Annotated in this window: 16 protein-coding genes; all 16 read right to left on the reverse strand. The window is 39.5% G+C overall.

Annotation, left to right across the window (positions count from 1 at the left end; genetic code table 11):
• Window positions 1-97: 97 nt before the first annotated feature.
• The 16 genes from AB5Y61_RS02910 to AB5Y61_RS02985 all read right to left on the reverse strand — a co-directional run bounded on the left by AB5Y61_RS02910 (window position 98) and on the right by AB5Y61_RS02985 (window position 13,066).
• The gene (locus AB5Y61_RS02910) at window positions 98-502 is read right to left on the reverse strand and encodes a hypothetical protein (RefSeq protein WP_368403127.1); all 405 of its coding nucleotides are present in this window, start codon (window positions 500-502) and stop codon (window positions 98-100) included.
• Between the two features lie 328 nt (window positions 503-830).
• Window positions 831-1,262, reverse strand: coding sequence for an SMI1/KNR4 family protein (locus AB5Y61_RS02915; RefSeq protein ID WP_368403129.1), 432 nt, complete (start codon window positions 1,260-1,262; stop codon window positions 831-833).
• Window positions 1,263-1,920: 658 nt separating this feature from the next.
• Window positions 1,921-2,325, reverse strand: a complete 405-nt coding sequence (locus tag AB5Y61_RS02920) for a hypothetical protein (protein WP_368403131.1) — start codon at window positions 2,323-2,325, stop codon at window positions 1,921-1,923.
• A gap of 72 nt (window positions 2,326-2,397) precedes the next feature.
• A complete protein-coding gene (locus AB5Y61_RS02925) occupies window positions 2,398-2,715 on the reverse strand; it encodes a hypothetical protein (protein ID WP_368403133.1) in 318 nt (105 codons plus the stop codon).
• Window positions 2,712-4,592 (reverse strand): hypothetical protein, encoded by a 1,881-nt coding sequence (locus AB5Y61_RS02930; RefSeq protein ID WP_368403134.1) that lies wholly within the window; start codon window positions 4,590-4,592, stop codon window positions 2,712-2,714. Before AB5Y61_RS02930 ends, AB5Y61_RS02925 begins: the two co-directional genes overlap by 4 nt.
• Window positions 4,592-5,068 (reverse strand): hypothetical protein, encoded by a 477-nt coding sequence (locus AB5Y61_RS02935; protein WP_368403135.1) that lies wholly within the window; start codon window positions 5,066-5,068, stop codon window positions 4,592-4,594. The genes AB5Y61_RS02930 and AB5Y61_RS02935 overlap by 1 nt, the downstream gene beginning before the upstream one ends.
• Entirely contained in the window at window positions 5,044-5,739 is a 696-nt protein-coding gene (locus AB5Y61_RS02940) for a hypothetical protein (RefSeq protein WP_368403137.1), read from the reverse strand. The genes AB5Y61_RS02935 and AB5Y61_RS02940 overlap by 25 nt, the downstream gene beginning before the upstream one ends.
• On the reverse strand, window positions 5,736-6,071 hold the full coding sequence (locus tag AB5Y61_RS02945) for a hypothetical protein (RefSeq protein ID WP_368403138.1): 336 nt from the start codon (window positions 6,069-6,071) through the stop codon (window positions 5,736-5,738). Before AB5Y61_RS02945 ends, AB5Y61_RS02940 begins: the two co-directional genes overlap by 4 nt.
• A 3-nt stretch (window positions 6,072-6,074) precedes the next feature.
• Window positions 6,075-6,503: a hypothetical protein gene (locus tag AB5Y61_RS02950; protein WP_368403140.1), complete on the reverse strand. Its 429-nt coding sequence runs from the start codon at window positions 6,501-6,503 to the stop codon at window positions 6,075-6,077.
• 157 nt (window positions 6,504-6,660) lie between these two features.
• Window positions 6,661-8,460: an excinuclease ABC subunit UvrC gene (gene uvrC, locus AB5Y61_RS02955; RefSeq protein ID WP_368403141.1), complete on the reverse strand. Its 1,800-nt coding sequence runs from the start codon at window positions 8,458-8,460 to the stop codon at window positions 6,661-6,663.
• Between the two features lie 136 nt (window positions 8,461-8,596).
• The gene (locus tag AB5Y61_RS02960) at window positions 8,597-9,067 is read right to left on the reverse strand and encodes a hypothetical protein (RefSeq protein ID WP_368403142.1); all 471 of its coding nucleotides are present in this window, start codon (window positions 9,065-9,067) and stop codon (window positions 8,597-8,599) included.
• Window positions 9,068-9,270: 203 nt separating this feature from the next.
• Window positions 9,271-10,254 carry a lysostaphin resistance A-like protein gene (locus AB5Y61_RS02965; protein ID WP_368403143.1) on the reverse strand — a complete coding sequence of 328 codons (984 nt, stop codon included), beginning with the start codon at window positions 10,252-10,254 and terminating at the stop codon, window positions 9,271-9,273.
• On the reverse strand, window positions 10,251-10,871 hold the full coding sequence (locus tag AB5Y61_RS02970) for a TIGR01906 family membrane protein (RefSeq protein WP_368403186.1): 621 nt from the start codon (window positions 10,869-10,871) through the stop codon (window positions 10,251-10,253). The genes AB5Y61_RS02965 and AB5Y61_RS02970 overlap by 4 nt, the downstream gene beginning before the upstream one ends.
• Window positions 10,864-11,634, reverse strand: coding sequence for a TIGR01457 family HAD-type hydrolase (locus AB5Y61_RS02975; RefSeq protein ID WP_368403144.1), 771 nt, complete (start codon window positions 11,632-11,634; stop codon window positions 10,864-10,866). Before AB5Y61_RS02975 ends, AB5Y61_RS02970 begins: the two co-directional genes overlap by 8 nt.
• A complete protein-coding gene (locus tag AB5Y61_RS02980; protein WP_368403145.1) occupies window positions 11,635-12,321 on the reverse strand; it encodes a hypothetical protein in 687 nt (228 codons plus the stop codon).
• Complete coding sequence (locus AB5Y61_RS02985; RefSeq protein ID WP_368403146.1) at window positions 12,311-13,066, reverse strand: acyl-ACP thioesterase domain-containing protein; 756 nt, start codon at window positions 13,064-13,066, stop codon at window positions 12,311-12,313. Before AB5Y61_RS02985 ends, AB5Y61_RS02980 begins: the two co-directional genes overlap by 11 nt.
• Window positions 13,067-13,068 lie beyond the last annotated feature (2 nt).

Here is a 13,068-nt window from a genome sequence, read left to right on the forward strand (position 1 = left end):
TGTGCATTAAGTATAACAAAAACTCCCTTAAAACGCGAAAACCATCCACATTAATATGAATGGTTTAGACTATATTATAATTAGGTTCTAGAATGAACTAGATATCCCCTTCATCATCGGCTTCTTCATCAATAACCTCAACATTCAAGTGACCATCATCTAGGTATTCTTCCTTAGTTATTTCACCACTTTGAAACAAGAATTTTTTATTGAGGTTTGTTAACAATTCATCGGCATCATCCAGTAAGACTTCAAGTCGTCTAAGTCCCCAAACAGTCTCGAGAATCCCATTCGTATAAGAATTATTTTCTGAAGATTCAATAGAATGTATTTGACTTTCTAAAAGCTCAAGATTAGTTTTTAATTGGTCAACACTTGAATCCCAATCTGATTGAATATCTTCGATAAAATCATCTAAGTCCTCCCGATTAAGGAGTTCTCCATTAAATTTATCATTTAATGACGAACAAACCTGATACAATTTTTCCAATATTTCTTTCATTTTCAAATGTTCCTTCCCAATGCATTCTTTGTTTTCACATCATTAAATCTCATCCGAGTCAGTCACTTTACATAGTATATCAAGTCTATAGGAAAAAATGTGATAACACCCTGGTTACCACATTTTAATCATTAAGGCTACAGTTTAACAATGACTTGCTCTCGGCCTGCAAATTCAGCAATTTTTATTAAAACATCTTATTACTTTCAAAGTATTTAAAAATCTTATTGCAATTCAATAAGTCCCAATTTGTTGAGAGTAACAGCTCTAAATTGAGCTAAACTATTTAATATTTAGTTTTAAGAACAATATATGACTAATTTTCAAACTAAAATGAATCATAATAAAAAGAATTATTCTGAGAAATTTTATCCAAAAATTCCTTTAGGTTCTTAGAAATTTCTACATCATAGTAATAAATAATACCTGCATTCTCTTCACCTATTCCAATAGAAATCATGGAAGACTCATTCCCCTCAAAAAAAATTAACTTATTATCCTCAAATTCTTCATAAATCTCAATGTCAGGATAAAATTCGTAATCATTTTGTCTTAATCTAAAATCTAGAATGGATTTAGGGTCCATCACACGGTTAATATTATCAATTTGACTACTCAAAAATCCATAACCTACCTCTTTATAAAATTCTTTTAACATATCAGGAAACCTAATTCTTAATTGCATTTCAACATCATTACAATCATCCATATCAACAGGATAAAACTTATTCTGAACATTATTTTTAATATCTTCAAACATAATAAACTCCTTACTTAAACAATTTATTAGCTGGTGAACCTGATTTATGAATACCTGCTTGGTGTTCATTAGGAAATTTAGCTGGGTGGATATTCCACCATTCGTTGTTACCACCATATGAATTTTCAATAATATGGTGCGTATCATATTTACTACCAGCTCTTCTTACTACATTACCATTCTTACCAATAACATCTTCAGTATACTTTGGCCAATTTTGGCCAGTATTTTCTTACCATTCTTTGATTACACCGTTGAAGTTCCGAACTTTATTGGAAAGCGCTTCTGCTCCTGCTGCAATAGTTTTGTCCTTCACATTTGAAGCACGGTTCTTGAAATGTTCAAAAGCTTCTCCAGCTTGAACCTTGACATCACCACCCTTGGTCTTAACATCTGTCCAAGTTGTTTTGACACGATCTTTAATGCTAGCCTTAAAGCTAGTCGCTTCCCCACTGCGGATGTTGACATTGGCTGCTTGACTTGCTCGGTAGGATTTGTATTTATTTCCGAGGTGACCAATGGTACGACCAACTATTAAATTGATACATAAGTGTTAGAGGAATAAGTCTAGTATAACAAAAACTATTAAAAAATGAGAAAACCATCCAAAATTAGTTGGATGGTATAGAAAATATTAAAATTACGCTTGTAGAGAAAACTAGATTTCACCTGAATCATTTTCTTCATCATCTACAATCTCTACATTCAAGATGCCATCGTCAAGGTATTCTTTTTTAGTAATTTCACCACTATGATACATAAATTGCTTATTCAATTTTATTGACGATTGCTTAAACTCTGAAAAACTATCTGCTAAACCATCTAGAGCCAAAAGGACATCTACAAAACCAGTTGTATAATCTTGATCTTTTGATGAAGAAATCTTATCTTTCTTTTTGTCTAACAAGGTAATTCCATTTTTTAATTGCTCCAAGTAATCTTCTATTTCATTCTCACAAGCTTTTAAATCAATAAGATATTCAGAATTATCTATATGCTGTTTAATATTTAATTGTTCAAAAAAATCGATATATTGTCTTATTAGTTTGCTTACTTCAATCATTTATTTAGTCTCCGCCCTGCTCCGGCACTTCAATGATTTTCTAATCCACTTATATGATTTCTAAAATTTCTTTCATAATGAACTACTTCGATCAATTTGATCTGAAATTTTAAGTAGTATATCGCATAATTCTTCAAAGTCCAAAGCGAGATTGCGTACACCCACTATTAACTGTGAAATCGCCTCTCTATCTATCTTTTTATCTTGTGTTATAGAATTGGCTAACTTTTCATTTCCTTTTTTAAGCCAATCTACATGATTTGGAATGTAGTCTGATAAATAGTCTGCAAAGTCACCTAGATCGTCTACTGGAAACTTCACCACGGATTGACTTGTTTGAATCAATGAAATATTTTCAAAGACCTTATTCAATTCTTTCTCAATTGTCATTTTATTCTTCTTCCTTGTCTAATTCCTTCTTCAGTTTTTCTTAAATTAATTGAACCATCTAAATTAATAACTTGACTAATTTTCCCGTTTCTACTAAATACCTCCAAATGGTCTTTATGCATACCATCTAAATATATCTGATCACCTTTTTTAAGCCCAGGAATACTCTTATCTACCACTTCATAAATAGTTTGTCCATCATATCGTTTCTTTGTCTTTCTCAACGAATTTTTTAACTGTTCACCAAAATCTGTCTCAAAAAATTCTTGCATATTATTAACTGGAGTAGGGATCGATCTTCCCCCACCTCTTCCTTCAAATGCCTCAATCTTCTGTTTGTGATCAACTGAGATTTGTTGGATGCGATCGGCGAAATCATCTATCTTCGTTGAGACGTTAGACTTTGGTAGATTAACATTTCCATCCCCTGCAAGAGCAAGGGCAGGTTGACGTTGATTTCCAATGGAATCTATCATGTTTTGAACGTTTTGTCGACCTGTTTCCATCGCATCATTGAAGTTCCGAACTTTATTGGAAAGCGCTTCCGCTCCTGCCGCAACGGTTTTGTTCTTCACATTCGAAACACGGTTCTTGAAGTGTTCAAAAGCTTCTCCAGCTTGAACCTTGACATCACCCACCTTGGTCTTAACATCTGTCCAAGTTGTTTTGACGCGATCTTTAATGCTAGCCTTAAAGCTAGTTGCTTCCCCACTGTGGATGTTGACATTGGCTGCTTGACTTGCTCTGTAGGATTTGTATTTATTTCCGAGGTGACCAATGGTACGACCAATCATTTGACTGGTTGCTAGGTTCGTCAAGGCCATCTGAGGGTCTTCCACAAAGTCGTGCCCAAACTGGGCAGTATCATAGACATTTGCTCCCATATGAGCAAATTTTTCAGCTGCAAGAAGGGACTCTGAAGCTGTTTTACCAACTACCTTTGTAGCAGTTGTCAACCCACCAGACAAAAGTGTTGTTACAGCTTCTGCTCCAGCCCACCAACGTTGCTCTGTAGAGAGAACTTCTCCAGAGATCGTCTCTCCTTTGGCTGTACGATAAAGAGCTTCTCCTCCAACGAGTGCTGTCCCAGCTCCATATGCTAATGGAGCAAGAGTTCCCCCAGAGGCAAAGGTCCCCACAACTAGTAAACCAACTCCAAGGACCTTGACTCCCGTTTCCACCCAACCAAGCCATTGTTCATTGTCTTTAGCAAAGGTGGATTTCATCCGTTTGTATTCACCCATTTCGGTTGGATAGAAAGCATCCATTAACTCCCGATCACTTAAGTCCTTAAGTTTATTATACGTATCTCTATCAGATTTTTCAAGTTCTTTAAGGTGCTCCTTAGCCACTTTGAGCTTATCTTTATATTTAGCAGCTGCTGCTGGTATCGGACTCTTGTCACTATTTAAGATATCAGACAAAGTGAAATGTTTAGTTTCGGTTGTAGTTTGCTGAACCATCCCACCTGTTCCATTATAAACAACTTTTGTAGTAGTTTCTTTATAAGACAAATGGTCAGATTTGTATTGATTTTTTCCCTCATTGACCTTGTTGAGGGCCTCCATAGCATCTTCTAATCCACCGATGTACTTGTTTTCTATATTTTGTACGATCTCAGTGTGAACTTCCTTTAAGGCTCTCATAATTTTTAAAACCTTATGTTCCGCATCTAGAAAGTCACTTTCTGGCATGTCTTTTCCTAAGGTCCCTTCACCTTGAGCGACATAGAGGTCTTCAACTTGATTCGTTTTAACAATCTCAGTAGCATTTTTTATATCTCTCAACAAGTCAACAACCTGTTGAACATTATTCTCGCCCCAGCCTAGGTTATCACCTTTTTCAAAGTCACTTTTATTTGTATAATACTCTGTCATCAAGCACCTCCCTTATCGGTCCGTCCACTGTAGAGGATAGCATCTTCTGATTTTGGACCTTTATAGTCCGGTTTAGTCTGACTTTCTTTGATATTTTCTTTAGTAAGTTCAAAAGCCTGTTGGGGATCCTGTTCCAGAGCTTTTTTTGTTTCTGGATCAATAGTTGGATCTACTAAGGCTGCATTGACGATGTCTGCTGCTAGGAGTTTGTCTGTGTCAATCATGGCTCGATAGGTTGTTTGGATATGATTGTACATCAACTCTGTTAAGGATTGGAAGGTTTGAGCTTTAGCTGTAAACCGACTCAGTTGCAATTCACCTAAACGTGATTGAAGAGATCCTTCCTTACAAACTGCGGGTACTTTTTCTACCAACTCTTGTAACTGAGTTGTCAAATCCATGGTGCTCATGACCAATTCACGCGCAGCTAATAAAAGTTCTTCTTGTTCTGTCAAGGAAATACTAATCTTTGGCATGGTTCAATCCTCACTTTCAATTGCTTGATCACTTCTTTTTCCATTACTTCTGTACTGACAGACCGAATCCGTTGTTCCAGCATATCGTACTGATAAAGACCTGAAGGAGCATCCAAATATAGATAAGCTGTCGAGCGTTTCTTATAAGAATAAGTCATCACAGTTAATGCAGGTCTTTGACCGTAATAAATCAATAAGCGCTCATCAGAATACGGTTCCCAAGAAGAAGCATTAGGATTTCCTTCTCTCTGGGGATTTTGAGCACTCAAAAAATCATGAAGCTGTATCGTCATCCCAAGGAACTGAAAACTATGAATCCGATTAAGGGTGTATGCATTTTCCCCAACCCGTTCAATAACGATATGGTACCAACGATTCGAATCGACCAACTGTGCACAGTAAAATTGCTGATCCACTTCACAGTGGGAAAAAGCCTTTTGGTACTGATCCAGATAGATTCCTCTAGCCATACAGGCTTCAGTCGGCTCATCATTCTCATCAATCAAGTCCATGGAGCGCAAATCTTCAAAACCTTTCTCTAGGACTTCTTTTAACTGTTCTAATTTCTCTTTCCCTTCAACTTCAGGAAGAGGAAGGAGAAAGAGATCTTCACTATAACCATCATTTGTAATCATATGCAATGCATATAATGCTTCAATTGAAAAAATCATACGCTATCTATTTCCTTGATTCTCTTTGCGTCTTTTATGTGATAAAAGAGTGTTTCTAAACCATCTGCTGCTTCGTGTAACTTACCAACTGCATCCGCAAAGTCTGCTTGATATTGCTGGATAAAATCTTTAAGACCTAGATATTTTTCTTTGGTTTCACCAGACCAAAGTGATTCCTTTTGGCCTAAAGCACTCACTTGCGATGGGATGGTGGAATTGATTAGATTATGAACACTATTCAGTTGTTCAATCAATGCCCTTAACTCACTATCCTCATAATGAACAGTATCATGAGTAAAACGTGACTCGATATCATTAATATTTGTATTCATATGCTAAAACCATCCTCTCGCCAGTTCTGACCAATCTTCTTCTATTCCTAGTCTATCCCAACCTTTTTTGCCTTTGTTGTACTCTGCTTTTACAGATTCCATCTGAGAATTTAGTGAGGCAATTTGCGCAACTAACTCATTATATAGATCTACAAAAGAAGCATTCGAATCATTTACAAAATCAACGTAATCTTGCAATTTATCACGATTTGTTTTTAACTTACTGGAAGCATTATCCAAATAAGCATATCCAGCGTGACCATCAATCTTATCTATAATCCCTTTCGTATACTCGATATACTCGTCCATTTCTGAGGTCGAGCGTTTATGGTCAAGATTACAATTTTGTATTCCATCACGCACTCTTTTATATATATCTCGTTTCGATTTTAAACTATCGTACTGACTTTTTAAGGATGCGTCACTTGCCATAATATCTCCTACCTTTCTTGTATATTGTATTAGTTTATCATATTTGAAGCATCATTTATAGAATCAACCCTTATTTTTTACCAATATAAACATATGGCAATTATCTGTTTATTTTAACCTAAAAAGGATAAGTAACTTCCTTACTTATCCCTTATATCTATCCTTTTTTAACTTCGAAATCGTCTCTTTTATTTAACTTTTCTTGCACCGCCTCCGCGACTGCTCGTGGGATGCCGACTGTGACGATCTCATCCACAGTGGCCTCTTTTATCTTGGTCAGTGACTTGAAGTGCTTCATCAGCAACTGCTTTCGTTTTGGTCCCAAGCCTTCGATGCCGTCCAGCTGAGAAGAAAAGGAATTCTTGGAACGTAGCTGGCGGTGGAAGGTGATGGCAAAACGGTGGACTTCATCTTGGATCCGTTGGAGGAGGAAAAATTCCTGTGAGGTGCGCGAAAGTTCAATGATTTGGAGAGGATCGCCAAAGAGCAATTCATGGGTTTGGTGCTTGTCATTTTTTTGTAGGCCTGCAATGGGAATATCCAGCCCTAACTCCTCTTGAATGACTTGCTTAGCGATATTAACCTGGCCCTGACCACCATCGATAACGATCAGATCAGGTGGCGTCAGGCCATCCCGCATGACACGGCTGTAGCGTCTGCGAATGACCTCCCGCATGCTGGCATAGTCATCTGGTCCGACGACGGTCTTGATCTTGTACTTGCGATAGTCCTTTTTGCTTGGCTTCCCATTGATAAAGACCACCATGGCTGAAACCGGACTGGTCCCCATGATGTTAGAGTTGTCAAAAGACTCAATGCGTACAGGAGTTGGAATTTGCAGGAGTTTTCCAAGGTTTTCAATAGCACCTTGGGTCTTTTCCATGGATTTTTCAAGGAGATTGAACTTCTGCTCCAGACTGACACGCGCATTCTTGATGGCCAGATTGACCAACTGCTTTTTTTCCCCGCGCTGGGGCTTGAGGACCTTGGTATCTACAAGGGCCTTGACCGCTTCCTCATCGATATCTTGAGGGATCAGGATTTCATTGGGGATCAGGTGGGATTTCTCCTGGTAAAACTGGCCCACATAGGTCAAGAAATCCTCGTCTGGATCATTGTAGTAAGGGAAGAGATTGACGTCGCGCTCGATCAACTTGCCCTGGCGGACAAAGAAGACCTGCACACACATCCAGCCCTTGTCCACGTAGTAGCCAAAGACATCCCGGTTCTGCAAATCTTTGGCCATGACCCGCTGTTTGGTCCGCAGGGTCCCGATAGCCTGGATCAGATCCCGGTACTCGGCCGCCCGCTCGAATTCCATGTTTTGCGCAGCGGTATTCATCTTGAGCTTGAGCTCATCTATAATCTTGTCATCCTGCCCTTTAAGGAAATCAGAAACCTCCTGGGCCATACCCTTGAAATAGGCCTCATCCTTATGGCAGACCGTGTGGGCCATACACTGCCCTAAATGGTAATAAAAGCAGACCTTAGAAGGCGGATTGGTACACTTGCGGAATGGGAAAATCCGATCCAAAAGTCGCTTGATCTCATTGGCCGCCCCAACATCCGGATAGGGGCCGAAATAGAGGCCACCATCCTTTTTGACCTGGCGCGTGATGATGAGGCGCGGATAGCGCTCGTTGGTAATCTTGATGAAGGGATAGGACTTATCATCCTTGAGCATGATATTGTACTTGGGCTTGTTCTCCTTGATGAGGTTGATCTCAAGAAGCAAGGCTTCAATATTGGACTCAGTGACGATAAACTCAAAATCCACAATCTCAGATACCAGCGCTTCCGTCTTGGTATCGTGGCTCCCTCGGAAATAGGACCGCACCCGATTGCGAAGATTCTTAGCCTTCCCCACATAGATGATGGTACCGTTCTTATCTTTGTGAATGTAACAGCCCGGACTCGTCGGCAAGAGCTCGAGCTTTGATTTAATCAAGTTGTTCATACCCTCTATTATAGCAAAAAAGAGAGGTCTAGCACTTAGCCAACCTCTCTATAATCTACTAAATTAATTGATTTTTTTAACGAAATAAGATCTGAAAAATGTCCGATCCAAATTGAACTTGTATTCTTCATTCTTCTTATAAAACCTTATAGCACCCCTTGGCATAACCGCAAGGAATGTAGCCTGCTTGGTATAAAGCATACAACACATCAAAAAATGATGACTCAGCTTGGGGTATCTCTTTTTTGATGGTTAAGTAAATTGCCAAGCCAACAATATCAAATTTAATCTGATCTTTCATGGATTCTAGAAGTTTACTATCTGCAATCAGGTTATCTAATCGTACTTCAATTACAGGAATGATTTCCTCTTTTGCACTTATTGCCAGTGAATTCCAGTGTTTATACATATCACTATGATTTTTAGAAAGATAAGCACTAAAATCCCCATCTTTCTCTAATACAAAATTCTCCCACTTCAAACTATTGATACTCTTCTCCGCATCTTTGAGAGTCTTTAACTGAATGATTGGTAAATTTATAGCTCTTTCTTCTTTCAAAAAGTCTATATTTTTTAGTGCATTGATCACATCATCATAGATCTTCATATTTATCCCCTTTCAATTACCTTATCTTTTAGATTTGTAATTTCTAATCCACTACTCTGAGATTTTAATTAGTTTCTTACTTGTCCCAAAGTGGTGAAGAGCATGCATGCCTCGTCAACTATCAAATAGTTTCTCTCCTTGTGTTCTACTTTCTCTATTATAGCAGAAAAGAGGGATCTAAAAGGATCCCCCTTTGATAATACTTATCCTTTAAGATTGGCCATCTGGAAAAGCGGAATCACATAAGGAACAATAGACATCAGGATAGTGAATAGCACGAAGAACCAGAACCAGAAGGAAGCGAGGGCACGCTGGAAAACTCCTGGCTGTGGTTTATTGGCCTGAATATAAGCCTTGATAGCTGGCCATTTGGTCGCAAGAACCACTATCATGACAATGGAACCAATGGCTAAAACGCCGATTTGGAGCCAACTTGCTAATCCTTCATCCACGTGATAAGCCACATAGTGCAAGCCTTGGGAAATGACAAAGTTGTTGAATATGTGATAGAAAATAGCCCACCAGATATTGTACTCAAAAGCAATGTAGCCGAATCCTAGACCAATGATACCCGCGAAGAAGAGCTGGTCAAAATTGGCATGGAAGAGGCCGAATAAAATAGCCGTCATGACAATGGCAAAGATTTTTCCAAATCGCTCCAAGCCTCGCAAGCCAGCCCCACGGAAGAAGAATTCCTCTGTGATAGGACCAAAAAAGCCAGCATACAAGAGCATGGTCCAAGATCGCTCAATCGTATCTCCTAGATCTGGTGTTGGAGAATGAAGGCCAATGGTCTCAAACATGCGCTCAATCACTTGTGTCATCACAGATGAAAAGACTTGAGAAAAGCCAAGAAAGGCGAGAAGAATAAAGAAGACTGAAAGTGTCATCTTACGTCCCTTATGCTTAAGATCATATTTATAAAGGGCCTTCTTGCGATAGGCATTAAAAAGAAAGAGTCCAATGGAAATAGAGATGAGGTAGGGAATACCAGCCCAAACATTCAGGGCGTTTAGTTTCTCCGTTACTTGACTTGGATCTTTTCTGAGAGAGCCTGAAAAGATCATGCCTAGGAGCACTTCCCACAGGACGGTTACTAAGGTCATTACCAAGAGATAAATGGCAAGTGTCCCAGAATACCTTCCTATATCTTTTTTAGGGTCTAATAATCTGTTATATTGGTTCATTTCTTCCTCCTAGAAAATAGATAAAAACTCGCACAGACTACTTCGTATAAGACAAAGAAAATCAAAAAGGCATGCATAAAGTAGTCTTCTGGTAATGCAAGAATAATCGAATCCACGCGTGGATCAAAGAGCCAAGTATTGTCCCCAGCAAATAAGACCTGATGAAAAAGCGTAAAGAATTGATCAAAGCCAATGATGACAGCCATCACCGCAACCATTACCGGTAGGAGCATCATCCAAAAAAATAGACCACGGTACAAGACAAGATAGCCTTTTTTGACGACTGTCCGCATAAACTGGATAAAACCAGGTAGAGTCACCAAGAAAACGACCGTCACCAAATGAAACAAGTATTTGACGGCTTCAAAATGGTGCAAGCCATTTTTGGAAGAGGGGAATTGAGGCATCTTCAACACCCATTGAAAAGGATTGGTCAAGTAGTTCATCAAGACATTGAAATTCTTCATGATGACAGATGCCGAAAAACCAGTCCGACTTTGAATCCCCAACCAATGAATCTCCAGCGGATAGATGGCCCAGGCTAGAGCAATGGTGAGAAGAATCGCAGCTGATAGGATGAAGAAGATTTGGTTTATGGATCTCAAACTTCTAAGCATCAAAATCCCACTCCTCTAGACTAGAAACGACATGTGTCGGTGCAATTGGTAAGGTTGGCACTTCTTCTGGTTTGGTAAAACCAGTCGTCACCAGAAGGGTCGGAATCCCATTGTCAATACCAGCACGAATATCTGTTAGATAATTATCCCCTACCATAACGACCTCTTCTCTTTCAAGACCCAGGTGTTCAATAGCCTTATCCATGATGATGGCCTTTGGTTTCCCAATGATCACTGGCTCCACCCGTGTTGCTGCTTCGACAAGAGCAATTAGAGATCCTGCACCCGGCAACAAGCCACGCTCTGTTGGAATATTGAGGTCAGGGTTGGTCCCGATAAAGTGGGCCCCTTTTTGAATCGCCAAGGTTGCTTTAGCAAACTTCTCATAATCCACTTGCCAATCCAGTCCAATCACAACATAATCAGGTGCTTCTTCATCGATGATATAGCCAGCTTCTTTAATAGCATCTTTGAGCCCCGCTTCTCCGATCACATAGACTTTTTTGCCCAAGTTTTGGTCATTCATGTAGTCAATGGTCGCAAGGGTAGCTGTATAGATAGTCGAAACTGGGGTTTCAATATTGAAATGAGTGGCCAGCATATCCCGAACAGTCTCTGGTGTGCGGGTTGTGTTATTGGTGACAAAGAGATAGGGAATCTCACGCGCCTGCAATTCATGAACAAAAGCTTCTCCTGCAGGAATTCGTGATTTTCCTTTGTAAATAGTGCCATCCAAATCAATCAAATAGCCCTTATAGTGCATTTATTCTTCCCTTTCTGTGTTAGCTTCTTCATGCAACTTCTCTGCATCGACTCGTCCACCAGACCCATACAAGAGCAAGGCTCCAGCATAGAGGATAAATTGTAAAATCAAACCTGTAAAATTGATTCCTTGACTTCCTGATTGGGTAAACAAGAAGGAAGCCACCATGAGGATGACAATGGTCAATAACAAGCCTATTACGGTTGCCTGATCCACGCTGATTTGATAAACCGTGCGCTTGGTGCTCCGATTTTTCCCGTCAGACTTAGTTTCTGGTTGCAAATTCTCCACAAAATCCGTCACTAAGGTCGCAGCGAGGCTGACTGTTGTGCTAAAGAGCACGCCTTGAGACAAGCGGTGATAGAAATTGGACCAGAAGGATCCTGATTGGCTAGTAATCCCAATCGAGAAGATCATGACCGGTAAAAGAAAGGCCAAGGTGAAATGGATCCAGACCCGATACCAGCGTACATCTTCTCTTAAAAAGCGACTAAAACTATCTAAATTCAAGCGATAGCGGAAAAATTTATAAATTTCCTCTACCAGGATGATGCCCAAAGCACAAAGAGTCAAGAGCCAATCTCCCAACATGTACAAAGGGTTCTTTTGACGCTTGGCATAGGCCACAACCCGTTTTTGATAGCTTTCAAGCTCCTGTTTTTTATTTTTTAATCTTCTACTTTCCATAAGTCCAACCCTTTTCTTCTACTTTTTCCCACTCGATTTCAGCTTGGGCATTGATCTGACCATCTGAGCTAATTTGGTGCTGAGTTTTCAAGCCCTCTTGTTCATATTGAGAGGTGATGAGACCTCCTGCTAGCACTTCTTTGACATATTTTAGATGAACTTTTTTAGGGATATGATGGGTCAAGAAATCTGCTCCCATCACCTCAAAAACCCAGTCCAAGTACTTGCTATTGTTGACATGTCCGTTCATATCCAAGTCGTAAAACCGAACCCGGTATTCTTGTTCGACGCCGCCTTCTAATTCTTTGAAACGGGGACCACGGAGCATGGTTTTTGAAAACTCAGAGTCAAAGGCATCCGTGATTTCACTCATAACAGGATGAACCTTGCGTGTATCCCGATCCATCAAGACAAAGGTCGCGACCATCTCAATGATGGTATTTCCTGCTTCGTCCTTGATGTTAAAGGCCCGGTAGCAGAAAAGACGATTGTGACTCTTGGCATAGGTTTCGATGGTGATTTTCTCATCAAAAACAGGGAGACGCTCGATCTTCATATTGTAATCCGTGATAATCCAGACTAGATTGTAGTTCTCTAAAATGTACATATCACTCATACCCAGCTCAATCGATTGCATGCCCGATACCTGTAAAGACAGCAAGATCAATTGGGGAATCTTAATATAACCGTTGACATCGCTCATATCAAACGGAATTTTCATGCTGTATTCAAATGTTTTTGCCATTT

Source organism: Streptococcus parasanguinis (assembly GCF_040908565.1).
In the GTDB taxonomy this organism is placed as follows: domain Bacteria; phylum Bacillota; class Bacilli; order Lactobacillales; family Streptococcaceae; genus Streptococcus; species Streptococcus parasanguinis_AC.

Bases quoted from the DNA above. Each gene is read 5' to 3' on its own strand.
- AB5Y61_RS02960 (WP_368403142.1), bottom strand. From the start codon at position 9,067: ATGAAGATCTATGATGATGTGATCAATGCACTAAAAAATATAGACTTT.
- AB5Y61_RS02920 (WP_368403131.1), bottom strand. From the start codon at position 2,325: ATGATTGAAGTAAGCAAACTAATAAGACAATATATCGATTTTTTTGAA.
- AB5Y61_RS02910 (WP_368403127.1), bottom strand. From the start codon at position 502: ATGAAAGAAATATTGGAAAAATTGTATCAGGTTTGTTCGTCATTAAAT.
- AB5Y61_RS02985 (WP_368403146.1), bottom strand. From the start codon at position 13,066: ATGGCAAAAACATTTGAATACAGCATGAAAATTCCGTTTGATATGAGC.
- AB5Y61_RS02925 (WP_368403133.1), bottom strand. From the start codon at position 2,715: ATGACAATTGAGAAAGAATTGAATAAGGTCTTTGAAAATATTTCATTG.
- AB5Y61_RS02980 (WP_368403145.1), bottom strand. From the start codon at position 12,321: ATGGAAAGTAGAAGATTAAAAAATAAAAAACAGGAGCTTGAAAGCTAT.
- AB5Y61_RS02950 (WP_368403140.1), bottom strand. From the start codon at position 6,503: ATGGCAAGTGACGCATCCTTAAAAAGTCAGTACGATAGTTTAAAATCG.
- AB5Y61_RS02930 (WP_368403134.1), bottom strand. From the start codon at position 4,592: ATGACAGAGTATTATACAAATAAAAGTGACTTTGAAAAAGGTGATAAC.
- AB5Y61_RS02965 (WP_368403143.1), bottom strand. From the start codon at position 10,254: ATGAACCAATATAACAGATTATTAGACCCTAAAAAAGATATAGGAAGG.
- AB5Y61_RS02935 (WP_368403135.1), bottom strand. From the start codon at position 5,068: ATGCCAAAGATTAGTATTTCCTTGACAGAACAAGAAGAACTTTTATTA.
- AB5Y61_RS02940 (WP_368403137.1), bottom strand. From the start codon at position 5,739: ATGATTTTTTCAATTGAAGCATTATATGCATTGCATATGATTACAAAT.
- AB5Y61_RS02945 (WP_368403138.1), bottom strand. From the start codon at position 6,071: ATGAATACAAATATTAATGATATCGAGTCACGTTTTACTCATGATACT.
- AB5Y61_RS02970 (WP_368403186.1), bottom strand. From the start codon at position 10,871: ATGCTTAGAAGTTTGAGATCCATAAACCAAATCTTCTTCATCCTATCA.
- AB5Y61_RS02915 (WP_368403129.1), bottom strand. From the start codon at position 1,262: ATGTTTGAAGATATTAAAAATAATGTTCAGAATAAGTTTTATCCTGTT.
- uvrC (WP_368403141.1), bottom strand. From the start codon at position 8,460: ATGAACAACTTGATTAAATCAAAGCTCGAGCTCTTGCCGACGAGTCCG.
- AB5Y61_RS02975 (WP_368403144.1), bottom strand. From the start codon at position 11,634: ATGCACTATAAGGGCTATTTGATTGATTTGGATGGCACTATTTACAAA.